This window comes from Pseudomonas sp. Emmai, assembly GCF_055179735.1.
On record NZ_CM143685.1, the window covers coordinates 3,295,901 to 3,318,489 of the forward strand.

General features: G+C 60.6%; 23 protein-coding genes and 2 pseudogenes. 15 read left to right on the forward strand and 10 right to left on the reverse strand.

What is annotated here, in order from left to right; all coding sequences use genetic code 11:
• Positions 1-24: 24 nt before the first annotated feature.
• Entirely contained in the window at positions 25-1,005 is a 981-nt protein-coding gene (locus ACY4LX_RS15250; protein WP_463260423.1) for an aliphatic sulfonate ABC transporter substrate-binding protein, read from the reverse strand.
• Between the two features lie 214 nt (positions 1,006-1,219).
• Between ACY4LX_RS15250 and ACY4LX_RS15255 the strand changes: the two are divergent.
• The 3 genes and pseudogenes from ACY4LX_RS15255 to ACY4LX_RS15265 all read left to right on the forward strand — a co-directional run.
• Positions 1,220-1,389: pseudogene (locus tag ACY4LX_RS15255) on the forward strand (ABC transporter substrate-binding protein); the annotation flags it as partial.
• Between the two features lie 140 nt (positions 1,390-1,529).
• Positions 1,530-2,429 (forward strand): polysaccharide deacetylase family protein, encoded by a 900-nt coding sequence (locus ACY4LX_RS15260; RefSeq protein WP_463260424.1) that lies wholly within the window; start codon positions 1,530-1,532, stop codon positions 2,427-2,429.
• Between the two features lie 119 nt (positions 2,430-2,548).
• Positions 2,549-2,791 (forward strand): DUF1652 domain-containing protein, encoded by a 243-nt coding sequence (locus tag ACY4LX_RS15265; RefSeq protein WP_149658340.1) that lies wholly within the window; start codon positions 2,549-2,551, stop codon positions 2,789-2,791.
• A 65-nt stretch (positions 2,792-2,856) separates the two neighbouring features.
• Here the strand turns inward: ACY4LX_RS15265 and ACY4LX_RS15270 are convergent, their stop codons facing one another.
• Entirely contained in the window at positions 2,857-3,741 is an 885-nt protein-coding gene (locus tag ACY4LX_RS15270; RefSeq protein WP_149658339.1) for a LysR family transcriptional regulator, read from the reverse strand.
• Between the two features lie 127 nt (positions 3,742-3,868).
• Between ACY4LX_RS15270 and ACY4LX_RS15275 the strand changes: the two genes are divergently transcribed.
• The 8 genes from ACY4LX_RS15275 (at position 3,869) to ACY4LX_RS15310 (ending at position 11,395) form a co-directional block, all read left to right on the forward strand.
• Complete coding sequence (locus tag ACY4LX_RS15275; RefSeq protein WP_149658338.1) at positions 3,869-5,017, forward strand: muconate cycloisomerase family protein; 1,149 nt, start codon at positions 3,869-3,871, stop codon at positions 5,015-5,017.
• Between the two features lie 10 nt (positions 5,018-5,027).
• Positions 5,028-5,318 (forward strand): muconolactone Delta-isomerase, encoded by a 291-nt coding sequence (gene catC / locus ACY4LX_RS15280; RefSeq protein ID WP_463260425.1) that lies wholly within the window; start codon positions 5,028-5,030, stop codon positions 5,316-5,318.
• Positions 5,319-5,369: 51 nt separating this feature from the next.
• On the forward strand, positions 5,370-6,299 hold the full coding sequence (gene catA, locus ACY4LX_RS15285) for a catechol 1,2-dioxygenase (protein ID WP_463260426.1): 930 nt from the start codon (positions 5,370-5,372) through the stop codon (positions 6,297-6,299).
• A gap of 121 nt (positions 6,300-6,420) precedes the next feature.
• Positions 6,421-7,380: an AraC family transcriptional regulator gene (locus ACY4LX_RS15290; RefSeq protein WP_463260427.1), complete on the forward strand. Its 960-nt coding sequence runs from the start codon at positions 6,421-6,423 to the stop codon at positions 7,378-7,380.
• Between the two features lie 234 nt (positions 7,381-7,614).
• Positions 7,615-8,979 (forward strand): benzoate 1,2-dioxygenase large subunit, encoded by a 1,365-nt coding sequence (gene benA / locus ACY4LX_RS15295; protein ID WP_149658334.1) that lies wholly within the window; start codon positions 7,615-7,617, stop codon positions 8,977-8,979.
• Entirely contained in the window at positions 8,976-9,464 is a 489-nt protein-coding gene (benB, locus tag ACY4LX_RS15300; RefSeq protein WP_149658333.1) for a benzoate 1,2-dioxygenase small subunit, read from the forward strand. Before benA ends, benB begins: the two co-directional genes overlap by 4 nt.
• 10 nt (positions 9,465-9,474) lie before the next feature.
• Positions 9,475-10,488 (forward strand): benzoate 1,2-dioxygenase electron transfer component BenC, encoded by a 1,014-nt coding sequence (gene benC / locus ACY4LX_RS15305; protein ID WP_463260428.1) that lies wholly within the window; start codon positions 9,475-9,477, stop codon positions 10,486-10,488.
• A gap of 133 nt (positions 10,489-10,621) precedes the next feature.
• Positions 10,622-11,395, forward strand: a complete 774-nt coding sequence (locus tag ACY4LX_RS15310; protein WP_463260429.1) for a 1,6-dihydroxycyclohexa-2,4-diene-1-carboxylate dehydrogenase — start codon at positions 10,622-10,624, stop codon at positions 11,393-11,395.
• Positions 11,396-11,403: 8 nt separating this feature from the next.
• Here ACY4LX_RS15310 and ACY4LX_RS15315 read toward each other — a convergent pair whose 3' ends face one another.
• Complete coding sequence (locus ACY4LX_RS15315) at positions 11,404-11,766, reverse strand: NUDIX hydrolase (RefSeq protein ID WP_463260430.1); 363 nt, start codon at positions 11,764-11,766, stop codon at positions 11,404-11,406.
• 212 nt (positions 11,767-11,978) lie between these two features.
• Between ACY4LX_RS15315 and ACY4LX_RS15320 the strand changes: the two genes are divergently transcribed.
• Entirely contained in the window at positions 11,979-12,170 is a 192-nt protein-coding gene (locus ACY4LX_RS15320) for a DUF2188 domain-containing protein (protein ID WP_149658329.1), read from the forward strand.
• A 52-nt stretch (positions 12,171-12,222) separates the two neighbouring features.
• On the opposite strand, the gene osmE is transcribed toward ACY4LX_RS15320, so the two are convergent.
• Together osmE and ACY4LX_RS15330 are read right to left on the reverse strand one after the other, a co-directional pair.
• A complete protein-coding gene (gene osmE, locus ACY4LX_RS15325; RefSeq protein ID WP_149658328.1) occupies positions 12,223-12,594 on the reverse strand; it encodes an osmotically-inducible lipoprotein OsmE in 372 nt (123 codons plus the stop codon).
• A 22-nt stretch (positions 12,595-12,616) separates the two neighbouring features.
• Entirely contained in the window at positions 12,617-12,847 is a 231-nt protein-coding gene (locus ACY4LX_RS15330) for a hypothetical protein (protein WP_149658599.1), read from the reverse strand.
• Between the two features lie 164 nt (positions 12,848-13,011).
• Between ACY4LX_RS15330 and ACY4LX_RS15335 the strand changes: the two genes are divergently transcribed.
• Positions 13,012-13,347, forward strand: a complete 336-nt coding sequence (locus tag ACY4LX_RS15335; protein WP_149658327.1) for a hypothetical protein — start codon at positions 13,012-13,014, stop codon at positions 13,345-13,347.
• Positions 13,348-13,415: 68 nt separating this feature from the next.
• Here ACY4LX_RS15335 and ACY4LX_RS15340 read toward each other — a convergent pair whose 3' ends face one another.
• The gene (locus ACY4LX_RS15340) at positions 13,416-13,973 is read right to left on the reverse strand and encodes an RrF2 family transcriptional regulator (RefSeq protein ID WP_149658326.1); all 558 of its coding nucleotides are present in this window, start codon (positions 13,971-13,973) and stop codon (positions 13,416-13,418) included.
• A 277-nt stretch (positions 13,974-14,250) separates the two neighbouring features.
• On the opposite strand from ACY4LX_RS15340, the gene ACY4LX_RS15345 reads away from it, so the two are divergent.
• Positions 14,251-15,453 carry an NAD(P)/FAD-dependent oxidoreductase gene (locus tag ACY4LX_RS15345; protein ID WP_463260431.1) on the forward strand — a complete coding sequence of 401 codons (1,203 nt, stop codon included), beginning with the start codon at positions 14,251-14,253 and terminating at the stop codon, positions 15,451-15,453.
• Between the two features lie 196 nt (positions 15,454-15,649).
• Here the strand turns inward: ACY4LX_RS15345 and ACY4LX_RS15350 are convergent, their stop codons facing one another.
• The 4 genes and pseudogenes from ACY4LX_RS15350 to ACY4LX_RS15365 form a co-directional block, all read right to left on the reverse strand.
• Positions 15,650-18,127, reverse strand: a complete 2,478-nt coding sequence (locus tag ACY4LX_RS15350) for a TonB-dependent receptor plug domain-containing protein (protein ID WP_463260432.1) — start codon at positions 18,125-18,127, stop codon at positions 15,650-15,652.
• Positions 18,128-18,163: 36 nt separating this feature from the next.
• Positions 18,164-18,661, reverse strand: coding sequence for a RidA family protein (locus ACY4LX_RS15355; protein WP_463260433.1), 498 nt, complete (start codon positions 18,659-18,661; stop codon positions 18,164-18,166).
• Positions 18,662-18,686: 25 nt separating this feature from the next.
• Entirely contained in the window at positions 18,687-20,261 is a 1,575-nt protein-coding gene (locus tag ACY4LX_RS15360; RefSeq protein ID WP_463260434.1) for a flavin monoamine oxidase family protein, read from the reverse strand.
• A 72-nt stretch (positions 20,262-20,333) separates the two neighbouring features.
• A pseudogene (locus tag ACY4LX_RS15365) lies at positions 20,334-21,285 on the reverse strand (TonB-dependent receptor domain-containing protein).
• 383 nt (positions 21,286-21,668) lie between these two features.
• On the opposite strand from ACY4LX_RS15365, the gene ACY4LX_RS15370 reads away from it, so the two are divergent.
• Positions 21,669-22,553, forward strand: coding sequence for a LysR substrate-binding domain-containing protein (locus tag ACY4LX_RS15370; RefSeq protein WP_463260435.1), 885 nt, complete (start codon positions 21,669-21,671; stop codon positions 22,551-22,553).
• Positions 22,554-22,589 lie beyond the last annotated feature (36 nt).

Genomic DNA, 22,589 nt, shown 5'->3' on the forward strand with positions numbered 1-22,589 from the left:
CGCTCCTACAGGGGGCAGCGTTCTTTATTGACGGGCCACGGTTTCCTTTGTGTCGATCAGTTGATCAATGACTTGATCGACGTTAACCCCTTTGCGCACCAACTCTTCCGACACCAGAATCGGCGCCGCAGCCTTGGACGCAATCACATCCTTGGCCGTCAATTGCGGACTGCTCAAATCAGTACGCGACAATTGCAGCTTCGCCACTTCCAGCGGCAAGCCCGATTCAGTGGCAAGCAACTTCGCCAGTTCTTCCGGGTTTTTAACCGCCCATTCCCGTGCCTGTTCATAGGCGTTGAGCACGCTTTCGATGGTTTTCGGGTGTTCCTTGGCGTAGCGGTCGGTGACGCTGACCACCCCGTAACTGTTGAAGTTGGTGTTGCGATAGAGCAACCGAGAACCGGCCTGCACCTGGCTCGCCGCCATGTGCGGATCGAGCCCGGCCCAAGCGTCGATATCACCTTTTTCCAACGCGGTGCGACCGTCCGGGTGCTGCAAATGCACCAGCTCCACATCGTCCTTGCTCAGCCCGGCCTGTTGCAGACTGCGCAGGGTGAACAGGTACGGGTCAGTGCCTTTGGTGGCGGCGATTTTCTTGCCTTTGAGGTCGGCCACGGTCTTGTAGGGCGAATCCTTGCGCACCACCAGCGCGGTCCATTCGGCGCGGCTGTAAACGTACACCGACTTGATCGGGCTGCCGTTGGCGCGACTCAACACCGCCGCGAGGCTGGCGGAGGAGGCGAAATCGACGCCGCCGCTGTTGAGGTATTCCAGCGAGCGGTTACTGCCCTGACTCAGCACCCAGCCGACCTTGGTCTGGGGCAGGGCTTTTTCCACGAAGCCGAAGTGCTTGAGCACCAGGCTGACCGGTGAGTAATAGGCGTAATCCAGATGAACTTCGGCCGGGGTGGTTTCGGCGGCCTGGGCCAGGGGTTGCAAACTCAGGGCGATGGCGACGGCGCTGATCAAGTGCCTGGCGTTGGGGAAACGGAAGAGAGAACTCATGGATGAAACTCCGGCAAGGCAACGGGATTCTTATGTCCTGATTAATGGTTTTTATGAATGCTTCCTGCATAAAAGGAATATTGCAGGCTCTGTGCCATGTGGCGGATTTCACCGGTTTCCGGGGCTTTGCGGGGCTTGGAGGGATCAATCGATGTACCCGGCGAAACACTCTGTTGCGCCACTGTTGCTGGGCAAACACTGCGCTGTACCGGGCACGCGCCATTGGTTGCGCCAGGCGCACATGACGGTCGGCCCGGGGGATCAGCAAGCTGCCGCGGATGTGCAGAGCACCGCGGACTTCCTGTTCAAGGTCAAGCATTGCCGACAGCCTTGGCCACGGCGCCGATCATCGATCACTCCTTTCAGCAGGCACTGACGCACTAATCCGTAAGCGCGTGAACCAAACAGTGTGTAACCTTATCCAACCTGAGCCCGCGGCCACCTGCGGGCCCATTGGAGGATCACCTGGCGAGGGGTTTTTGCCATTAACGTGATGACCGCAACGGTCTGGCCCAAGGCAAAACATGACGCAACTGTTCAAGGTTCTCTCGACGCTGGCCCTGGTTATCGGGTTGGCGGGCTGCATTGCGGCGCCTATCGAGATGACGCCGCAGACGCAACAACGCCTGCAAACCCAGGCACCGATCCGTTTCCTGCTGACCTTCGATGACGGCCCCAGCGCGTCGAGCTTCTGGAACCCGACCGACACCGTGCTCGACAGCCTCGCGCACAACGACATACAGCCGAATATCAAAGCGGTGTTCTTCGTCCAGACCGGCGCGCCACGGGCCGGCCACAGCGACATCGGGCGCGGGGTCATGCAGCGCGAGCACGCCGAAGGGCAGATCCTGGGCTTTCACACCGCCACCCACTCGCACACCAATCATCGTTCGCTGGACCCTGAAGAGTTGGAGCAGTCCCTGAGCAAAGGCAGTGCCGACATCGCCGCGATCACCGGCGCGCCGCCGACCCTGGTGCGTCCGCCGTTCTGGAATTACGACAAACGCACCTTCGCCGCCTATCAGCGCCACGGCATGCACGTGCTGCTGACCGACCTGAGCGCCAATGACGGCAAGATCTGGGGCTTCAACGCCAGCCCCCGACGCCGCGCGAACATGCTGCGCCAGTTGTCGGAAGTGCGCGAGCGCATCGCCAACGGTGAATTGCCTACGGTCGATGGGGTGATTCCGGTGGTGGTGACCTTCCACGACCTCAATCGCTACTCCGCCCGGCACGCCCGCGAATACCTGCAAATCCTGCTCGACAGCGCCCAGGCCACCGGGGTGAACACCGCGCCGAAGCCGTTTTACGACGATCAAGGGCAATTGCAGCGCGCGGCCATGGCCCGCACCGTCAGCGAAAGCGCGGAACCGGTGCAATTGCCGGGGATCTGGAATTGGCTCTGGGACGGAGATTCCCACTGAATGCTCGCCAGAATGCGAAGCTGATCGCATTAATTGTGGGGGTTTGCGGGCGCAGATTGGTGAAAGCAGATCTATGCTGATCGGGTTGAATCCGATCAATCGCCATGGAGGCCCCCGTCATGGTTTCGATTCTTGATATTTGCCGCATTGTCGAGTCAGGTTTTGATCCGCTCTCGTGCAACTGCACGGTGAACCCCGACGGCTCATTGCGGATCAAGGTCTTCGACCCCGCGACCGGTCGGATCGACCTGTTGTTGCCCTATGTCTCGCCATCGCGCCTGACCTCGATTCGCGATATTTCCAACTTGATTGGCGAACTTCGCACCGAAATGCTCGCGGGGCGGCGGGCGTTTGCTGGCTGAAACCTGTAAACGCGTACAACACGACATTTGCAGACGTACACAACCCCTACAGTTGTGTTGCGGCACTAATCTCTCGGCAACAATTCATCAATCATCTGCAAACAATGATTCAACCCCGGTGACACATCGCCCACCCGTCGGCTCAAGATGATCGGCGAAGTGGCGTTGTCTTCCAGCAGTGGGGTGAAGCCGATGTCGTCGCGGTGCAGCAACTGCACCGAGGCCGGTACCAGGGTGACGCCGATGCCAGCACCGACCAGTCCAATTGCCGTTTGCAACTCGTTGGTCCATTGCGCCACATGGATGCTCACGCCATAGGACTCGAACAGTGCGATCACGTGGTCGGCGTAGCTCGGCCGCGGGTTGCCGGGGTAGAGCACGAACGGTTCCTTCGCCAGATCGCGCAGGCTGATCGGACCGGCCAGCAGCGGGTGGCCGGCGGGCAGGGCGGCGACCAGGCGATCTTCGGTCAACACGGTCTGGATGATCGCCGGGTCGTCGATGCGAATACGGCCGAAGCCCACGTCAATGCGCCCGGCCTTGAGCGCCTGCACCTGTTGCAGGGTGGTCATCTCCGACAGCCCCAGTTCCAGTTCCAGACGCTCGTGGTTGCGCAAGCGACGAATCAGTTCCGGCAACACGCCATAGAGCGTCGACGGCGCAAACCCGATGCCCAGCCAGGTCTTTTCGCCGAGGCCGATCCGCCGTGTGTTGTCGCAGACCTTGCCCAGTTGCTCCAGTAACGCGCTCGAATGCTCATGGAAAAACCGTCCGGCGTCGGTGAGCTTCAGCGGCCGACCGCGTTCCAGCAGTTGCACGCCAAGTTCGTCTTCCAGTTGCTGGATCTGCCGGCTCAGGGGCGGCTGGGCGATGTGCAACTGCTCGGCAGCGCGGGTGAAGTTGAGCGTGCGAGCCACGACCTGAAAGTAACGCAGGTGACGCAGTTCCATGGAGCCTCCAGATGCGCATGGGTTGAATACCTTTAAGGTATCAAGCCAGACCAATTCTATATTGGCCGTCACTTTAAAGCCGTATGAGAATTCAGCCCAGAATTTAAAGAACCTGACGGGTATCGACATGCGTGCAACAGCCATTGAATCGATCGAGACGATCATCGTCGATCTGCCGACCATCCGCCCGCACAAGCTCGCCATGCACACCATGCAGAACCAGACGCTGGTGATCATCCGCGTGCGCTGCGCCGATGGCATCGAAGGTGTCGGCGAATCCACCACCATCGGTGGCCTGGCGTATGGCAATGAAAGCCCCGACAGCATCAAGACCAACATCGATCAACACTTCGCGCCGTTGCTGCTGGGCCAGGACAGCGCCAATGTGAATGCGGCGATGTTGCGCCTGGAGCGCAGTATTCGCGGCAATACGTTTGCCAAATCAGGTATCGAAACCGCGTTGCTTGACGCCCAGGGCAAACGCCTCGGCCTGCCGGTCAGCGAGTTGTTGGGCGGTCGGGTTCGCGATGCGCTGCCGGTGGCCTGGACGTTGGCCAGTGGTGACACCGAGCAAGACATCGCCGAAGCGCAGAAAATGCTCGACCTGCGCCGCCACCGGATCTTCAAACTGAAAATCGGTGCCGGTGAGGTCAACCGCGACCTGGCCCATGTCATCGCGATCAAGAAAGCCCTGGGCGATCGCGCCAGTGTGCGGGTCGATGTCAATCAGGCCTGGGATGAAGCGGTTGCGCTGCGCGCTTGCCGGATTCTCGGCAGCAACGGCATCGACCTGATCGAACAGCCGATCTCGCGCAACAACCGCGCCGGCATGGCACGTCTGAATGCGATAAGCCCGGCGCCGATCATGGCCGACGAATCCATCGAATGCGTGGAAGACGCCTTCAACCTGGCGCGGGAGGGCGCCGCTTCGGTGTTCGCCCTGAAGATCGCCAAGAACGGCGGCCCCCGCGCCGTGCTGAGAACCGCCGCGATTGCCGAAGCGGCCGGCATCGGCCTCTACGGCGGCACCATGCTCGAAGGCGCCATTGGCACGCTGGCTTCGGCCCATGCCTTTATCACCCTGAACAAACTGGCCTGGGACACCGAGTTGTTCGGCCCGCTGCTGCTGACCGAAGACATTCTCAGCGAACCGCTGGTCTATCGCGATTTTGAACTGCACGTGCCGAATACACCGGGCCTGGGCTTGTGCCTGGATGAAGAACGCCTGGCGTTCTTCCGTCGCGACAAGACGTCCACCGCCATTTATCAAGCCTGAGGAGCGCATCATGCTGTTCCACGTAAAAATGACCGTGAACCTGCCACTCGACATGAACCCCGAACTCGCCACTCGACTCAAGGCCGACGAAAAGGCCCTGGCCCAGCGCCTGCAAGAGCAGGGCAAATGGCGCCACCTGTGGCGAATCGCCGGGCACTACGCCAACTACAGCGTGTTCGATGTCGACAGCGTTCAGGAACTGCACGACCTGCTGATGCAACTGCCGCTGTTTCCCTACATGGCCATCGAGATAGACCCGATGTGCCGGCATCCTTCTTCGATTCGCGAGGATGACCGCTGAGCCCCGCCAGCTCAGTTCGCTACGCTAATAACTACAAGATGAGGAACCCCCATGAACGTCAAGATTTCCCACACGGCCAGCGCCCAGAAGTTTCTCGAAGAGGCCAGCGGTCTGCTCAACGAGGCTGGTGATCCGCGGGTCAAGGCGCTGGTGTATCGCATCCTGCGCGATTCGGTGAACATCATTGAAGACCTGTCCGTAACCCCGGAAGAGTTCTGGAAAGCGGTCAATTATCTGAACGTGCTGGGTGCGCGTCAGGAGGCGGGTTTGCTGGTGGCCGGGCTCGGTCTGGAGCATTACCTCGACCTGTTGATGGATGCCGAAGACGAGCAGGCCGGCAAGGCCGGTGGCACGCCACGGACCATCGAAGGGCCGCTGTATGTGGCCGGCGCGCCGCTGTCTGAAGGCGAGGCGCGACTTGATGACGGTGTCGATCCGGGCGTTGTGCTGTTCATGCAGGGCCAGGTGCGCAATACCGCTGGCGAACCGCTCGCCGGGGCCGTGGTGGATGTCTGGCACGCCAATACCGGCGGCACGTATTCGTATTTCGATACCACGCAATCGGAGTTCAACCTGCGTCGGCGCATCGTCACTGACGCCGAGGGTCGTTATCGTTTTCGCAGCATCGTGCCGTCGGGTTATGGCTGCCCGCCGGACGGTCCGACCCAGCACCTGCTCGATCAACTGGGCCGCCATGGCCAGCGCCCGGCGCATATCCACTTCTTCATCTCGGCGCCGGATCATCGTCACCTGACCACCCAGATCAACCTGGATGGCGATCAATACCTGCACGACGACTTCGCCTACGCCACTCGCGATGAATTGATCGCCCACATCACCTTCAGCGACGATCCAAATAAGGCGGCGGCCCACGGTGTCAGCGGCCGGTTTGCCGAAATCGACTTCGATTTCACCTTGCAGTCGTCCGCCCAGCCCGAGGAGCAACAGCGCCATGAGCGAGTTCGCGCACTTGAAGACTGAGTGCATCACTTAGCCGGCCCGGGCCACGAGATAACCGACCGTTTATCTCGTGGCCTTCTGCGTTGCGACCGGTGCCTTAGAATCGCCCGACGCAACCGATAACAACAATGAGAGTGACCCGATGATGCACGCGCAACTGTTGAGTCAGCGCAGCAGAATTTTCGACCACGCCGACCCTTACGCGGTGTCGGGCTACGTCAATCAGCACGTTGGCAACCATTGCATCTTGATGCCCGGTGTCGGCCGACCGCTGGCCAGCCTCGATCACCGCAAGTTCGCCAGCCTCGACCTGTGTCGCATCAGCTACGGCGCCAGCGTGCGGGTCACCTCCGGCGCGCTGGAAAGCATTTATCACCTGCAAGTGCTGCTGCGCGGCCACTGCCTGTGGCGCGGCCATGGCCAGGAACACGACTTCGAACCCGGCGAGTTGTTGCTGATCAATCCGGACGATCCGGTGGACCTGACCTATTCCGCCGATTGCGAAAAATTCATCCTCAAAGTCCCGACCCGTTTGCTGGAATCGGTGTGCGATGAGCAACGCTGGCGTTATCCGGGGCAGGGCGTGCGGTTTCTGGAGAACCGCTATCAGCTCGATCAACTGGAAGGTTTCGTCAACCTGCTGGCGATGATTTGCCAGGAGGCCGAAGCCACCGAGCAGATACCCAAGGTGCAGGAGCACTATGCGCAGATCATCGTCAGCAAGATGCTCAGCCTGATGAGCACCAACGTCAGTCGGGTCAGTCCTGGTTCGCCGTCGGCCACGTTCGAGGTGATCGCCGATTACATCGCGCGCAATCTCAAGCAGGAGATCGACAGCGAACAACTGGCGCGTCAGGCGCGGATGAGTGTGCGTTCGCTCTATGGTTTGTTCGAACGCAACGCCGGGGCCACGCCGAAAAACTACATCCGCCAGAAACGCCTGGAGCGCATCAACGCCTGCCTGAGCGACCCGACCTGCAACGTGCGCAACATCACCGAAGTGGCGATGGATTATGGCTTCCTGCACTTGGGACGGTTCTCCGACAGCTACCGCAAACAGTTCGGTGAACTGCCGTCCGACACCCTCAAGCGCCGGCACTAAACCGAGCGCCGAATGATCGTTCCCACGCTCTGCGTGGGAATGCAGCCCGGTACGCTCCGCGTCCCAAAAGGCCGAACGCGGAGCGTCCGTTGAGGCATTCCCACGCAGAGCGTGGGAACGATCAGGGTCAGGGGCTGCGCTAAACGGACAAAGGTCTGCACCCATCGGATAGTCCGCTTCAACCCCCCGTCCTAGCATGGCCCTGCCTGAATAAAAACAATGGAGGCGGCGGCCATGTCCCTGCGACCCGAATACCTTCACTCCCTGCTGGAAGACGACAAAGAACAGGGCATCTATCGCTGCAAGCGCGAGATGTTCACCGATCCGCGGTTGTTTGATCTGGAGATGAAACACATCTTCGAAGGCAACTGGCTGTATCTGGCCCACGAAAGCCAGATCCCCAACCTCAACGATTTCTACACCACCACCATGGGCCGCCAGTCGATCTTTATTGCGCGCAACAAGGCCGGTGAACTCAACGCCTTCATCAATGCCTGCAGCCATCGCGGCGCCATGCTCTGCCGGCACAAGACCGGCAACAAAAGCTCTTACACCTGTCCGTTCCACGGCTGGACCTTCAACAACTCCGGCAAGCTGCTCAAGGTCAAGGACCCGGCCGAAGCGGGTTATCCGGCGAGTTTCAACTGCGACGGCTCCCACGACCTGACCAAAGTCGCGCGGTTCGAGTCCTATCGCGGCTTCCTGTTCGGCAGCCTCAAGGCCGATGTGGTGCCACTGGTGGAACACCTGGGCGAGTCGGCAAAGATCATCGACATGATCGTCGACCAGTCCGCTGATGGCCTGCAAGTGCTGCGTGGTTCTTCCAGCTACATCTACGAAGGCAACTGGAAACTCACCGCCGAAAACGGTGCCGACGGCTACCACGTCAGTTCGGTGCACTGGAACTACGCGGCGACCCAGAACCAACGCAAACAGCGCGAGGCCGGTGACAGCAATCCGACCATGAGCGCGGGTACCTGGGCCAAGCAGGGCGGTGGTTTTTACTCGTTCGACAAGGGCCACATGCTGCTCTGGACCCGCTGGTCCAACCCCGAGGACCGTCCGCTGTACGAACGCCGCGACGAGTTGGCCCAGGACTTCGGCCAGGCCCGTGCAGACTGGATGATCGAGAACTCGCGCAACCTGTGCCTGTACCCGAACGTGTACCTGATGGATCAGTTCAGCTCGCAAATCCGCATCGCCCGGCCAATCTCGGTCAACCGCACAGAAATCACCATTTACTGCATCGCCCCCAAAGGTGAAAGCGATAGCGCGCGGTCGAGCCGGATTCGCCAATACGAGGATTTCTTCAACGTCAGCGGCATGGCGACACCGGACGATCTGGAGGAGTTTCGCTCCTGCCAGACCGGTTATCAGGGCAGTGTCACCACCTGGAACGACATGTCCCGCGGCGCCGAACACTGGATCGAAGGCGCCGATGACGCGGCTCGGGAAATCGATCTGCATCCGTTGCTCAGCGGCGTGCGCACCGAGGACGAAGGCCTGTTCGTGCTGCAACACAAGTACTGGCAGCAAACCATGCTCAAGGCCCTGGCCGCTGAACAGTCCGAATTGATTGCAGTGGAGTCCGTGCAATGACCATCACCTACGAAGCCGTGCGCGATTTTCTCTACCGCGAAGCCCGTTACCTCGATGACAAGCAATGGGACGACTGGCTGGAACTGTACGCCGCCGACGCTTCCTTCTGGATGCCATCCTGGGATGACAACGACGAACTGACCGAAGACCCGCAGCGGGAGATCTCGCTGATCTGGTACGGCAGCCGTACCGGCCTGGAGGACCGCATCTTCCGCATCAAGACCGAGCGCTCCAGCGCCAGCATTCCGGACACCCGCACCTCCCACAACCTCAGCAACATCGAGCTGCTGGAACACGCCGACGGCCTGTGCAAGGTGCGTTTCAACTGGCACACCCTGAGCTTTCGCTACAAGACCGTCGACAGCTATTTCGGCAGCAGTTTCTACACCTTGGACGTGCGCGGTGAAAACCCCCTGATCAAGGCCAAGAAAGTGATCCTGAAGAACGACTACGTTCGTCAGGTCATTGATATCTATCACTTGTGAGGCGACCGTCATGACGCACTCCATTGCATTCAATTTCGAAGACGGCGTCACCCGTTTCATCGACGCCAACCCCGGTGAAACCGTGGCCGATGCCGCGTACCGCCAGGGCATCAATATTCCGCTGGACTGCCGCGACGGCGCCTGCGGCACCTGCAAATGTTTTGCCGAGGCCGGGCGTTACGACCTGGGCGAGGAGTACATCGAAGACGCCCTCAGCGCGGACGAAGCCGCACAAGGTTTTGTCCTGACCTGCCAGATGCGCGCCCAGAGCGATTGCGTGGTGCGGGTCCCGGTTTCCTCGGACGTCTGCCGTACCCGCCAGGCCAGTTTTGAAGCGACCATCAGCGCTGTTCGGCAGTTGTCCGACAGCACCATTGCGCTGTCGATCAAAGGTGAGGCTCTCAGCAAACTCGCTTTCCTGCCAGGGCAATACGTGAACCTTGGGGTTCCCGGCAGCGAGCAGACCCGTGCGTATTCCTTCAGCTCGTTGCAGCGCGATGGCGAGGTCAGTTTCCTGATTCGCAACGTGCCCGGCGGCCTGATGAGCAGCTTCCTCACCGGCATGGCCAAGGCCGGCGACAGCATGACCCTGGCTGGACCGCTGGGCAGTTTCTACCTAAGGGATATCCGCCGTCCGCTGTTGTTGCTGGCCGGTGGCACCGGTTTGGCACCGTTCACCGCGATGCTGGAAAAAATCGCCGAGCAGGGTAGCGAGCAACCGCTGCATCTGATCTACGGCGTGACCAACGACTTCGACCTGGTGGAGCTCGATCGACTGGAAGCCTTCGCCGCGCGCATCCCGAATTTCAGCTTCAGCGCCTGCGTGGCCAACCCCGACAGCCAGCATCCGCTCAAGGGCTATGTGACCCAGCACATCGAGCCGCGGCATCTGAACGACGGCGATGTCGACGTTTACCTGTGCGGCCCGCCGCCGATGGTCGAGGCGGTCAGCCACTACATTCGCGAACGAGGGATCGCCCCGGCGAATTTCTACTACGAGAAGTTTGCTGCCAGCGCGGCATAAAATTTTCTGCGGCGCCGCCCCCCGTAGGCGCCGCCGAAGTCTGCGATCTTTTAATCCTGATCTTAAAAAGCAATGTCAAAAGATCGCAGCCTTCGGCAGCTCCTGCGGGAGAGGGGGTTGTCATGAGGTGTGTATGAACAGATTTCACGAAAAAATCGTGTTGATTACCGGGGCTGCCCAAGGCATTGGACGGCGTGTCGCTGAGCGTATGGCGGCGGAGGGCGCGCGGTTGATTCTGGTTGATCGCTCCGAGCTGGTTTTCGAGTTACAACTGCAACTGGGGCAAGGCAGCCAGGTACTTGCGCTGACCGCCGACCTTGAGGATTACAGCGAATGCAGCCGAGTGATGAAAACCGCCGTCGAGCGCTTTGGCCGTCTGGATGTGCTGGTCAATAACGTCGGCGGGACGATCTGGACCAAGCCCTTCGAGCATTACGAAGTGCAACAGATCGAAGCTGAAGTGCGTCGCTCGCTGTTCCCGACGCTGTGGTGTTGCCATGCCGCGCTGCCGTTCATGCTGGAGCAAGGCAGTGGGGCCATCGTCAATGTTTCGTCCATTGCTACCCGCAGCGTCAATCGAGTGCCGTATGGCGCAGCGAAAGGCGGGGTCAATGCGCTGACTGCGTGCCTGGCATTCGAAACCGCCGGTCGCGGGGTCCGGGTCAATGCCACGGCACCGGGCGGCACTGAGGCACCGCCACGGGTGATCCCGCGTAACAATGTCGGGCAAAGCGCGCAGGAAAAGGTCTGGTATCAGCAGATTGTCGAGCAAACCCTCGACAGCAGTTGGATGAAACGCTACGGCACGCTGGATGAGCAGGCCAGCGCTATCCTGTTCCTGGCCAGCGACGAGGCTTCCTATATCACCGGCATGATCATGCCGGTGGGCGGTGGCGATCAGGGCTGAGGCCGGCCTTATAAGCGCCGCTGAAACGCCTTGACGATCCGCAGCGTGGCGTCGCTGATTTTCAGGTTGTGGATGGCGTCCAGCGGATGCCACATGCAATCGATGATCTCGTTTTGTGGCCGGGCGTTGTCGAGGTTGACCACTGATGCTTCATAGACGTGGTGTCGGGTGCCGCCATCTTCCACCTCCATCAGGTACAGCATGCCGTCGACCCTCAGCCCGGTTTCTTCCGCCAGTTCGCGGATGGCCGCGTCGACTCTGGTTTCGCCCGGCTCGACCTTGCCGCCGGGCAAACTCCAGCGACACCGGGGCTTGCGCACCAGGAGGACGTGTCGGTCTTGTTCGCAAATTACGGTGGCGCGTACTTTCATGTGTTACCTGATTGCCCGTTTGTCATAAAACAGTCACAAAAATGCAATATTCGAGCCGAGGCCCGGTATTCCGGCGGCTTGAAGGGTTGGAGTGGTCATGCAAGGGGAAAGTGCCACCAAACGTCGCGACGTCTGGTCGGCACCTGGGCAGGGAGCGGGTGTAGGGTAGGCACGTCAATCGTGGATGTTCACTGCCCAATAAGGAGGTGACTATGAGCATTGAGATGCTGACCAAGATGCACATGAACGGTTACGACGTCCTCAGCGTCAATCATGGCCCATGGCGGGTCTGCACCAAAGGTGACCGTTTGGCCGCCTTCGCCAGCCGTGAAGAGGCACTGGCTTTCGCGGCGTCTCTGCCAACCTATAAGGCGCGGACGAGACGGCCGGCGCCTGACCAGTAGTCGACGTGTGTGTAGCCCCGGCCTGCCCCCGGGGCTTTTTATTGGCGCTCGGCTAGTAGCCGCTGCCGCCCATGCCCCCCATTCCGCTTGAGGAGTGAGAGGGTTCCCGGGCTCTGCGTTGGGCGTTACTCCATTCCGCGCAGCTCATGAAACTGGTGTGATCCACCTTGCCCGCGCCATTGAAACTGACGTTGTAGGGTTGCTGGCGGCCTTCCTGAACCAGCTTGTAGTCATAACAGCTGCCGGGCTCCACCGTGCGATCGGTGACGGCCAGGGGCTTGCCGCCGATCTGCTCGACTTGATCCTTGCTCATGCCGCTTTCGACTTTGGCCACCAGCGGCTGATTGCGATAGACGTGTGAATCGGTGCTGCAACCGCCCGATGCCGCCAGTACGGCGACCAAGGCGAACAGGGGCTTGTTCATGGCAGTGCTCCGGTGAGTGAGCTTACGGTCGGCGGATATGCCGCGCCTTCACTTCCTCGGCGTAGCTCTTCAGCCGTTCTTCATCCCCCTGGAGCACCTCCCGCAGCCTCAGGGCTACCTGGGCATCCACTTCATTGCCAGCCTGGCGAAACTGTTCAGCCAGGCGCAAAAGTTCGACCGCCGACCAGCGCAGATTCGACTCCACACTTTGCAAGTCGCGATGCAATGCTTTCTCGAGTTCGTTTAGCAAAATGATGACCTCCTGCAAAATCCCACTCCGAAAGATTAGTCGCGTTTACCCGGTGGGGCGTTCCGTTCGTAAGGGCGTACGTCGGTTCTGTCGCTTTCGCCAATCGTTCGCTGGAAGTCTGGGCGGCTACGCGCTACATTCGCCGTTTTTCGGGATGAGGAAGCGGTATGCGGATGTTGATGGCGGGGGTCGCGGTGGCGATGTTGGCGGGCTGTTCATTACCCGCATCCCTGGTGCCGGGCGAGCCCAATGTCAGCAAATACAGCGCCAAGCCGCCGAAAGACTACGTCGCGTGCGTGCTGCCGTTGTGGCAAGTGCAGATTCCCAAGACCAAACAAATGGCCATTTCCAACGGCTACCGCCTGACCGCGCCAAGCATCATCACGGCGGACGAGATTCTGGATATCGTGAAATCGAAGGATGGCAGCCGGGTGTCGCTGTACCAAGGGCCGCCGTGGGCGAAATCGGCGGCGATGCGCCAAGCGGTGCGTGACTGTCTGTAAGACTGGGTATCGATTTTGAAGAAAGCCGAAGCCGGATTATTCCGGCTTCGGCTTTTTTGTGGTGCTGGCTAGTCGGTGATGTCGGTCACCGCAATACTTTGCTCTGAGCCTGCACCGCTTTTCTTCTCGCGACGATCTGTCAGCCATTCATCCACCTGACCGGAAAACTCCGGCGGGGCCTTGCGTCCGACCTTTCTCGCCAAATCAATCAGGGCGGTCTGGGCGAGGGCGTCTTCCATGCGTTTCTGCGCGGTCATCATCGCCCCATGCACCGCACAGCCGCCGTCCAGCGCCCAGGCCGGCGGCGCGCCTTCGAACAAAGCGCAACGGCCACGAATCTCACGGCAATCGAAGATCAGCTTCTGGCCGTCGATGGCGTTGACGATGTCCAGCAGGGTGATTTCATCGGAAGGCCGGGCCAGTTTAAAACCACCGCGCACGCCTTCAGTGGCCACCACCAGTTTGGCCTTGGCCAGTTTGGTGAAGATTTTCGCCAGATAATCCAGCGGCACGCCTTGCAGCTCCGCGAGGTCGCGCACGCTCGCCTCGCGGGAGTCGCCGCCATTACCCACCAGAAAAAGCAGGCAATGAATGCCGTACTCAACGCCTGCGCTGTAAAGAGACATAGTGATCTCCGACTAATATTGTCGCAAATATTAGCAGCGGTTCAGGAGGGCGGCAACGCGCGTCGCGGCTTCTTTATTTATTGGGTTAGGGATGGGCTGATCAGTAAGGCCCGGCCCGGACGGGTTTTTAAAACCAATCTGATAAACCGATTGGAATGATCAGTAATGTTGACTTGTTTGGATTAAAGGCGACCAATAGAGTCGTAGTTATTCGGTCGGGCAGCCGTCATGACCCCTGAAAACATTCATCATCTGGTTTTCCACTCGGAGCTAAAAAATGAAACAACAGATTCTGGTTATCGGCGCAGGTTTTGGCGGCATGTGGACGGCATTGAGCGCCACGCGATTGTTCGATATCCATGGGCACGACCGCGTTGAAGTCACTGTCCTGGCGCCTCAGGCCGAGCTGCGGGTGCGTCCGCGCTTCTACGAACCGAATGCCCATCAACTGGCCGCGCCGATTGGCGAGCTGTTCGATGCGGTGGGTGTGAAGTTCGTCCAGGGCGCTGCTGACACCATCGATGTCGAGCAAAAACGTGTCGGTTATCTCGATGCGTCGGGTGCCAGACAGGTAATCAGCTACGACAAACTCGTTCTGGCCACTGGCAGCCGTCTCGCTTCGCCGAACACCCCCGGTGTGATCGAGTACGCGTTCGACGTGGACCAGATCGAACAAGCCGTACGCCTGGAAAACCACCTCAAATCCCTGGCCAATCAGCCAGAAAGCAATGCCCGCAACACCGTCGTTGTCGCCGGCGGCGGCTTCACCGGAATTGAAACTGCGACCGAAATGCCCGCTCGCCTGAGAGCCATCCTGGGCGATAACGCCGACATCAACGTGATCATCGTTGATCGCGGTGAGAAGGTCGGTGCGTCAATGGGCACAGAAATCAGCCAGTCCATCGCCGAGGCGAGCACTGAGTTGGGCGTTAAATGGCAGCTGAAGTCGTCGGTGGTATCAGTCGATCAAAACGGTGTGACCCTGGCCGACGGTCAACGCATCGAAGCCAACACCGTGATCTGGACCACCGGCGTGTGCGCCAGCTCCCTGACCGAGCAAATCCCGGCTGAACGCGATCACCTTGGCCGCCTGCACGTGGACGCCCACCTGCAAGTCATCGGTCAGGACGATATCTTCGCCACTGGCGACGTGGCCTACGCCGCAAGCGACGACATCGGCAACCACGCGCTGATGACCTGCCAGCACGCGATCGTCCTCGGCCGTCATGCCGGTAACAACGTGGCCGCGCAGATGTTGGGTGTGGACCCGACGCCGTACAGCCAGCCCAAGTACGTGACGTGCCTGGACCTGGGCGCCTGGGGCGCGGTCTACACCGAAGGTTGGGATCGCCAGGTCAAACTGGTGAAACAGGAAGGCAAGGCGCTCAAGACGCAGATCAATACCGTGTGGATTTACCCGCCAGCCGCCAATCGCGAGACCGCTTGGGCTGCCGCCGATCCGTTGATTCCAATTGCGTGAGGTCCGCAAGTCCGCACAAATAGTGTTGATATATAAGGGCTTACGACGTTAATTAACCGAACAGTGCGCAGAATTATATTGTTTCAAAGTATTTTAGTAGGTTAATATCGCCCCGCGTTCACCACCACGGTTTATGCATTTTTAAGTCCCAGGCGTCCATCAGCTGCCTGGGATTTTTTTTGCCCACGATTTGACATCAGAACGCGTACTGCAATCGGGTGTAGTAGTAACCCCCGGTGAAACCAAACGGTGAATAGCTGCCCCAGTTGTCGCCGAACGACGAGTTGGGCACACCGATATGGTCGGGGTATTTGTCGAACAGGTTCTGCGCGCCCACGGCCACGGTCAGTTGTTTGCTCAGCGCATAGGCCACATCCAGGTCGGTAATCCATTTGGCCGAGTACTCGCGATCCAGGCTCGGATCGCTCGAACTGTTGACCTCGGTGTACGTGCCATAACGGGTCAGCCGCAGGTTGACGTCGAAGTCGCTGATGCCCCAGTCGGCGGCGAAAATCATCTTGCTGCTCGGCGAGGTCTTGGTGATCAGCGCCCGGGACTGGCGACCCATCAGCTGGAAATTGCCGCCCAGTGCGGTCAGTTGTTCCGGGGTGTCGTTCACGCTGAGGATCTGGGTGTGGTTGTAGTTCAGCGCTGCGGTCCATTTCACCGTGCCGTAGCGATTGAGGTTCTGCCGGTAGTTGCCCACCACATCGACCCCGGACGTGCGGGTGCTGGCGCCGTTGGTGAAGTACTGCGCGCCCGCCGTGGCCGGTACGCCGATGCCGTCGAGCAGGGCGGCGATGCCCGGGCCCTGGAAGCGTTCGCTGAGCACCAGGCGATCACGCAGGTTGATCACGTAACCGTCGACCGTCAGGCTCAAATCCTCGCTTGGAGTCAGGGCGAAGCCGAGGCTGAAGTTGGTCGAGCGTTCAGGTTTCAACGCCTCGGCGCCGAGGGCCTGGGCGCCTGCCGAGTCCACCGGCAGGATCACGTAGTTGTAAGACTGGTAGACACCATTGATGGTGTCGAACCCGGTCGAGCGCGCGGTAAAAATCTGGTTGGCCAAAGAAGGCGCGCGAAAGCCATTGCTGACGCTGCCGCGCACCGAGAACACCGGGTTGAACTCATAGCGGGTGCTGAGCTTGCCGCTGCGGGTGCCGCCGATGCCTTCGTTGTAGTGTTCGTAACGGCCGGCGACGCCGACGTACCACTGTTCAACCGGGTAGAAGCCCAGATCGATGTAGCTGGCGACGCTGTTGCGGCTGACTTTCTGCGCATCATCCGGGGTAATCCCATTGGTGACTTGCGCCCCCGGATCCGGACGTTGCCCGGCCCGTGGATGGCCGACCGGGAACACGTAGCCGCCATCGATATACGAAGCTTCGGACCCGGCGCGCGTCTCGTAGCTTTCCCGCCGATGCTCGAAACCAAAGGCCACATCCATCGGCTTGGCCAGGCCGATTTCGTAGCTTTTTTTCAGGTCCAGGTTGCTGGTCAACTGGTCGGCGATGTAAATGCCGGAGGTGAATGTGTTCGGGGTGTTTTCGCCCAGGGACGGGTTCTGGTTGTCGTAGGTCCGCTGCTTGGCGTAGTTGCGCCCGTAGGTGCTGCTCAGGTCCCAGGCCCAGCCGCCGAGGTTGTCGCCCTTGGCACCGAAAGCCGACTGGAAATCGGTTTCGTTGACCAGCCAATAAGGGCTGTAGCCATCGGGATAGCCATTGGGTCCGGTGGTGATGGTGTTGCGCCCGCTGGGCAGGCGGAAGTTCTGGCCGTCGTTGTTCTCGCGGGTGGCCACGGTCGAGAACGAATACAACGTCAGCGCATCGTTGAGCGGCAAATCGAGGTTGTAGCCGGCATCAGCCAACTGACTGCGGGGCAAGCCGTAGCCTTTGTAGGTGTGATGGCTGGCATCGGCTTCGCGCGGATCGGGCGAGCCATCGGCCTGCGGGTAGTAATGAGCGCTGTAGCCGTTGCTGCCGGCCTTGTTGTCGCGCTCCTGATATCGGGTGTCGAGGGACACGTTAAGTACTCCGGCCTCACCGACCTGAAACCCATAATTGAGCGCTTCCTGCCCGGTGCCGCGCTTGCCGTCGTACCCCTGGCCCAGCGTCGTATCAGAACTGCCGCCCGTGGTCTGCTTGAGGATGATGTTGATCCCCCCGGAAATCGCATCCGAACCATATTGCGCCGCCGCCCCGTCGCGCAGCACTTCGATATGGTCGATGGACGCCACCGGGATCAGGTCCAGATCGCTCGGTGCCGCACCGCTGTTGATCCCATTGATGTTCAGCGTGGCGCTGGTGTGGCGGCGTTTGCCGTTGACCAGCACCAACACATGGGACGCGGTCAACCCGCGCAGGGTCGCCGAGCGCACCACGCCGCTGGCATCCCACCCGGCGCGGTCCGGCAGGTTGAACGAGGGAATGAATTTGCTCAGGGCTTCCAGCAGGCTCGGTTTGCCGACCGAGCGCAGTTGTTCGCCGGTCACCACATCAATCGGCGTCGGGCTGGTAGTGATGGTGCGTTGCTCGGCACCACGGTTGCCGGTGACCACCACGGTGTCGAGGGTTGGCGCGCCGGTTTCAGCGGCTTCAAGGCTGAACGAGGTCAGGCTGCACGCGAAGGACAGCGGCAATAACAAAGGACGATAAGCAGGGACTGGGCAGTTGCGCATAAGGGTGAAGCTCCTGAATTTCTAGTGTTATGCGTGTCATTTCTTGCGTGCGGCGACGGCTTCGATTTCCACCAGGCCACCGGGCAGCGGCAGCGCGACGACCTGAATCGCCGTGCGCGCCGGTTTGTTCGGCTGCGCGGTGCTGCCAAAGAACGGCGTGTAGCCTTCCTGCAACCCGGCGAAATCAAGCGTGTTGCCCTTGGCCGGATCGCCCACCAGGAACACCCGCAGCTGCACCACATCGCCGAGGTCCAGGCCATGGCTTTGCAGCACGCCTTTGAGCTTGTTCAGGATCGAGGTGGTCTGGGTTGCGGTATCGCCATACGCGGCGAAGGAATCCTTGGGCGCTTTCGGATCATGCAGATCGGCGAGCAATCCGCTGACAAACAGCAGATCGGTTTGCGCCGGCACCGACACCGCCAACGAGATCGGGAAAGTCGAGTTGGGCAGGGCGATGCGTTTGATGTCGTCGGCCTGGCTGGTGAGGGCGGTGGCGGTCATGAGCAATCCTGTGAGCAAGGTAATGGCTTTCATCGTTCAGTCCTTTAAGCGAAAAGAGTCAGGCGGCAACGCCCGATTGAGTGCGTTCGGCATGTCGGCCAATCAGCGCGACGATGCGTCGGGCCGAGTCGGCGGCGCTGTTCTGCCAGATGCCGACGCCGCCGTGGGCGAGGGCGTCGCTGGCCAGATAGGTGCGGCCCTGGGGCTGGTTGAGAATCTGATAGGCGCTCTCGCCGACCTCGTCGTTGACAATCCACGGCCCCTTGCTGAACGGCACCTTGGCCCAGTTGATCGCCGCCGGTTTTTGCAGCTTGGCGCTGTGGCCGGGGTGCAGCAGTTCGACGGCTTGCCGCGAGGAGGCGAACTGTTCGGCGAGGGATTTCTTGCTGAAGGCCTGGGCCGGTTCGCTGGTGTTGTAGGCGGCGACCAGAATCCCCTGGGCGCTGTTGAGCCGGTCGCTTGGATACCACAGGCCTTTGACTTCATGGTCCAGGTAAGAGAGGCCGCCATAGATGTTGAAGTCGGTTTCCCAGAAACGCGGCGACTGCCAGGCCACTTTGTTCGCTTGATCGCTTTGCGCGCTGAGGATCGCTTGCTTGAACGGCTGGCTGAAGTTGCTCGGCAGCTTCGCCAGCAATGGCAGCGGCACGGTGATCACCGCGTAATCGGCGTTCAGGGTCTGGGTCTTGCCAGTCTTGCGATCGCGATAGGTGATGCGGCTGCCGCTTTCGGACGTCTGGATATCGCTGACTTCGGCGTTGAAACGCACGGCGTCCTTGAGCTTGTCGTAGAACGCGTAGGGAATCCGGTCCATGCCGCCCACCGGTTGGAACATGGTCGAAGAAAACTCGGGGATTTCGTCAAACACCAACGCGCCCCAGAGCTTGGGATTGAGCAGGGTTTGCAGTTCCAGCGGGGCCCGGGTCAAGCCGGTTTGATCGCCGGCACCGGGCACGCGGGTGTAGCCGGAGCGCACCGAGCCTTTGTATTGGAAGTCGGCATTCAGGTCGCCATAGACCGTGAGGAAATTCAGCAAGGCCTTGCGGTCGTCGACGCTCAGATCCTGGTCCAGGGCTTGGCGGCTGACGGTGCGCGCCAGCAGTTCGGAGAGCTGGCCACGGGTGTCGTTGACCGCCTGGCGCAACTGGAACGCCGGTTTGCTCGGGTCCGGCAGAGCCAGGGCGTTGCGGCTGCTGTTGACCAGCACTTGCAGCTCGACGCCCAACTCGCGGCAGTAGCCGAGGATGGTCTGGTGATGGCTGGGAATTCGCGCCGGCCCGGCGTTGAAAAACTGCCCGTCATCGAAGTCGACGGTCTGGCTGACGCCGTCGTCGAAATCGACTTTGGTGCCACGACGCAGGGTCCAGTTGCGTCCGCCGACGCGCTCCCGAGCCTCCAGAATCGTCACGCTGAAACCGGCCTTGCGCAGCTCATAGGCACTGACCAGCCCGGAGATCCCGGCACCGACCACCACCACGTTTTTGCCTTTGCCACTGCTGCCCAGTTGCAGCGGGGTGAACGTCGCCGCCACGGCTTGTGGCGTCAGCCCCAAAGCGCCGAGGGCGCTCACGGCGGCACCATAGCCACCGACGGCGGCGATGCGGGTAATCATTTCTCTGCGGGTAAAAGCCATCGTGTTGCTCCTTGGCATTGAAGAGCGGCTGGATCCCCCTTCGGCAGCGCCTACAGGGGGATCACGTGAGGGTTAAAGGTCGTAACGCAGCGACAACAACAGGGTTCGCGGGTCGTTGATCGAGTAGTAGCGAGCGCCACTGGACGGCACGTAGCCGACCGATTGCGGGTAGGCGCGGTCGAGCAGGTTTTTCACCGCCAGGGTGGTGGTCCAGTGGCCGTCGCTGGAGAGGTAGCGGGTGTTGGCGTTCCAGAAGGTCTGCTGGGGGATTTCCTGCACGTCGTCGTTCAACGCGTTGGCGTAGGACTTGGTCTGGAACTGCGCATCGGTGCCCGCCAGCCAGGTGCCGGGCAGGCCCGCCGGGATCGTGTAATTCAGGCCAACGCTGGCGTTCCAGCGGGGCGAGAACACCAGTTGTTTGCCGTTGGCTGCCGAACAGCGCGTTGTCCACGAGCGGGCCGCTGATCAGGAAACGGCCGTTCTGCGCGTTGTAATTACCGGCGCCCAGCTCAAAGAAACCTCGGGTTTCCTGGGTCGGGTCGCGGGTGATCACGCGGATCGCACCGGCGCTGCTGTTGCGTCCGTACAGCGTGCCTTGCGGGCCGCGCAGCACTTCGACGCGCTCGACGTCGTTGAAGTCGAGCATCGACGAAATGGCCCGTGGGATGTACAGGTCATCGGCGTACACCGCCACGGCGGATTCCTGGATCGGGTCGGTCTCGCCGATGCCGCGAATGCCGTAGGTCTGGGCACTGTAGGAGATCGACTGACGGCTGAGGGTCAGGTTCGGCACTTGCCCGGAGAGGTCGCGGATGCTTTTGATCTGCTTGTCTTCGAGGGATTTTTCGTCGAACGCCGAGATCGCCAGCGGGGTTTTTTGCAGGTCTTCGCTGTGGTGCTCGGCGGTGACGGTGACAACGGGGAGGGCACCATCCTTGGTGTTTTCGTCGGCGTGGGCCGACAAGCCGAACAGGGCGAGCGACACGGCCAGCGTCAGTCGGTTTGCAGCGAAGGTGTTGTGCATGGTGAGCCCCAGGTGTGTCGTTGGCGTTGTCTGTTTTTTTTGGGCAAAGCGTTGCCGGGGCCATGGTTTGAAAGCCATGGCGGCGGGGGCTTTTGCCGGATTCAGGTTTTGGTGTGGCAGTTGACCGTGGAGTGGTGTCGGCCGGAAAAACATGCAGTTCCGAGAGCCTCCACCTGGTCAGGGGTCGGTGATGGTTGTAACAGTATTTGTATAATACGGCGCTGTAAAAGTCCGATTAGTTATAAGTTAATTATAAAAAACAGTCATTAAGTATGAGGTTGAAATGCGTATTGCTGATGTTGTGTGGCAGGCAGAACTCAGCCCCACTAGACGCCCGCGACCGACCGGGGCAGCATGAGCCCCTCGAAATCGGGGCTCTCCTCATGCGACGTCTACCTTCCCTGGCAGCACTCAAAACCTTCGAATGCGCCGCCCGCCACGCGCATTTCGGCCGGGCGGCGGCGGAGTTGTGCGTGACCGACAGCGCCGTCAGCCATCAAATCCGCCAGCTTGAAGAGCAACTGGGTGTGTCGCTGTTTATCCGCGAAGGTCGGCAGATTCGCCCGACCATGGCCGCCGGGCGCCTGATGCAAAGTTTGCAGCAAGCCTTCGAACTGATCGGCGAGGCCTGCGATGAACTGCGTGATCCGTCGTCGCTGGCCGTGCTGCGCCTGGCGGTCACCGCCGAGCTGGCGCAAAAGTGGTTGATGAGTCGCCTCACGGATTTTTACGCGCGCTACCCGCACATCACCTTGCACCTCTACGAACAACCGATCGACGCCACCGCGCCGGGGGAAGACATCGACCTGGCAATCACCTACGGCACCGGTCCGGTGGACAGCAGTGCGTTCTTCGTGCGGCCATTGCCGGCGTTGCAGTTTTTCCCGGTGTGCAGCCCCGGGCTGTTCAACCAGGGCCTGCTGAAAACCCCGAAGGATGTGGCGCGCCATTGCCTGTTGCACGACGATCAGGACGGCAAGACCTGGACCGCCTGGCTCACCAGCCATGCCGGCGACCAGCGCCCGGAACGACAGCTGTATTTCGCCCACGCCGGGTTGGCGCTGGAAGCCGCCGCCCAGGGGCAGGGCGTGGCCATGGGCGATAACCTGACGGCGCAGGAAGATTTGCAGAGCGGTCGGCTGGTACGGCCGTTCGCGGCCAACATCACCGCGTTGGGCCAATACGCGCTGGTGTGCGAGCGGGTGCGCCTGGAGCGTCCGGCCGTGGCGCAGATGCTCGAATGGTTCAACGATCAACTGGTTGATTGATGAGTTGAATTCAACTGTTCCGAAATAATCATCGTT

Bases quoted from the DNA above. Each gene is read 5' to 3' on its own strand.
- ACY4LX_RS15250 (WP_463260423.1), bottom strand. From the start codon at position 1,005: ATGAGTTCTCTCTTCCGTTTCCCCAACGCCAGGCACTTGATCAGCGCC.
- ACY4LX_RS15260 (WP_463260424.1), top strand. From the start codon at position 1,530: ATGACGCAACTGTTCAAGGTTCTCTCGACGCTGGCCCTGGTTATCGGG.
- ACY4LX_RS15265 (WP_149658340.1), top strand. From the start codon at position 2,549: ATGGTTTCGATTCTTGATATTTGCCGCATTGTCGAGTCAGGTTTTGAT.
- ACY4LX_RS15270 (WP_149658339.1), bottom strand. From the start codon at position 3,741: ATGGAACTGCGTCACCTGCGTTACTTTCAGGTCGTGGCTCGCACGCTC.
- ACY4LX_RS15275 (WP_149658338.1), top strand. From the start codon at position 3,869: ATGCGTGCAACAGCCATTGAATCGATCGAGACGATCATCGTCGATCTG.
- catC (WP_463260425.1), top strand. From the start codon at position 5,028: ATGCTGTTCCACGTAAAAATGACCGTGAACCTGCCACTCGACATGAAC.
- catA (WP_463260426.1), top strand. From the start codon at position 5,370: ATGAACGTCAAGATTTCCCACACGGCCAGCGCCCAGAAGTTTCTCGAA.
- ACY4LX_RS15290 (WP_463260427.1), top strand. From the start codon at position 6,421: ATGATGCACGCGCAACTGTTGAGTCAGCGCAGCAGAATTTTCGACCAC.
- benA (WP_149658334.1), top strand. From the start codon at position 7,615: ATGTCCCTGCGACCCGAATACCTTCACTCCCTGCTGGAAGACGACAAA.
- benB (WP_149658333.1), top strand. From the start codon at position 8,976: ATGACCATCACCTACGAAGCCGTGCGCGATTTTCTCTACCGCGAAGCC.
- benC (WP_463260428.1), top strand. From the start codon at position 9,475: ATGACGCACTCCATTGCATTCAATTTCGAAGACGGCGTCACCCGTTTC.
- ACY4LX_RS15310 (WP_463260429.1), top strand. From the start codon at position 10,622: ATGAACAGATTTCACGAAAAAATCGTGTTGATTACCGGGGCTGCCCAA.
- ACY4LX_RS15315 (WP_463260430.1), bottom strand. From the start codon at position 11,766: ATGAAAGTACGCGCCACCGTAATTTGCGAACAAGACCGACACGTCCTC.
- ACY4LX_RS15320 (WP_149658329.1), top strand. From the start codon at position 11,979: ATGAGCATTGAGATGCTGACCAAGATGCACATGAACGGTTACGACGTC.
- osmE (WP_149658328.1), bottom strand. From the start codon at position 12,594: ATGAACAAGCCCCTGTTCGCCTTGGTCGCCGTACTGGCGGCATCGGGC.
- ACY4LX_RS15335 (WP_149658327.1), top strand. From the start codon at position 13,012: ATGCGGATGTTGATGGCGGGGGTCGCGGTGGCGATGTTGGCGGGCTGT.
- ACY4LX_RS15340 (WP_149658326.1), bottom strand. From the start codon at position 13,973: ATGTCTCTTTACAGCGCAGGCGTTGAGTACGGCATTCATTGCCTGCTT.
- ACY4LX_RS15345 (WP_463260431.1), top strand. From the start codon at position 14,251: ATGAAACAACAGATTCTGGTTATCGGCGCAGGTTTTGGCGGCATGTGG.
- ACY4LX_RS15350 (WP_463260432.1), bottom strand. From the start codon at position 18,127: ATGCGCAACTGCCCAGTCCCTGCTTATCGTCCTTTGTTATTGCCGCTG.
- ACY4LX_RS15355 (WP_463260433.1), bottom strand. From the start codon at position 18,661: ATGAAAGCCATTACCTTGCTCACAGGATTGCTCATGACCGCCACCGCC.
- ACY4LX_RS15360 (WP_463260434.1), bottom strand. From the start codon at position 20,261: ATGGCTTTTACCCGCAGAGAAATGATTACCCGCATCGCCGCCGTCGGT.
- ACY4LX_RS15370 (WP_463260435.1), top strand. From the start codon at position 21,669: ATGCGACGTCTACCTTCCCTGGCAGCACTCAAAACCTTCGAATGCGCC.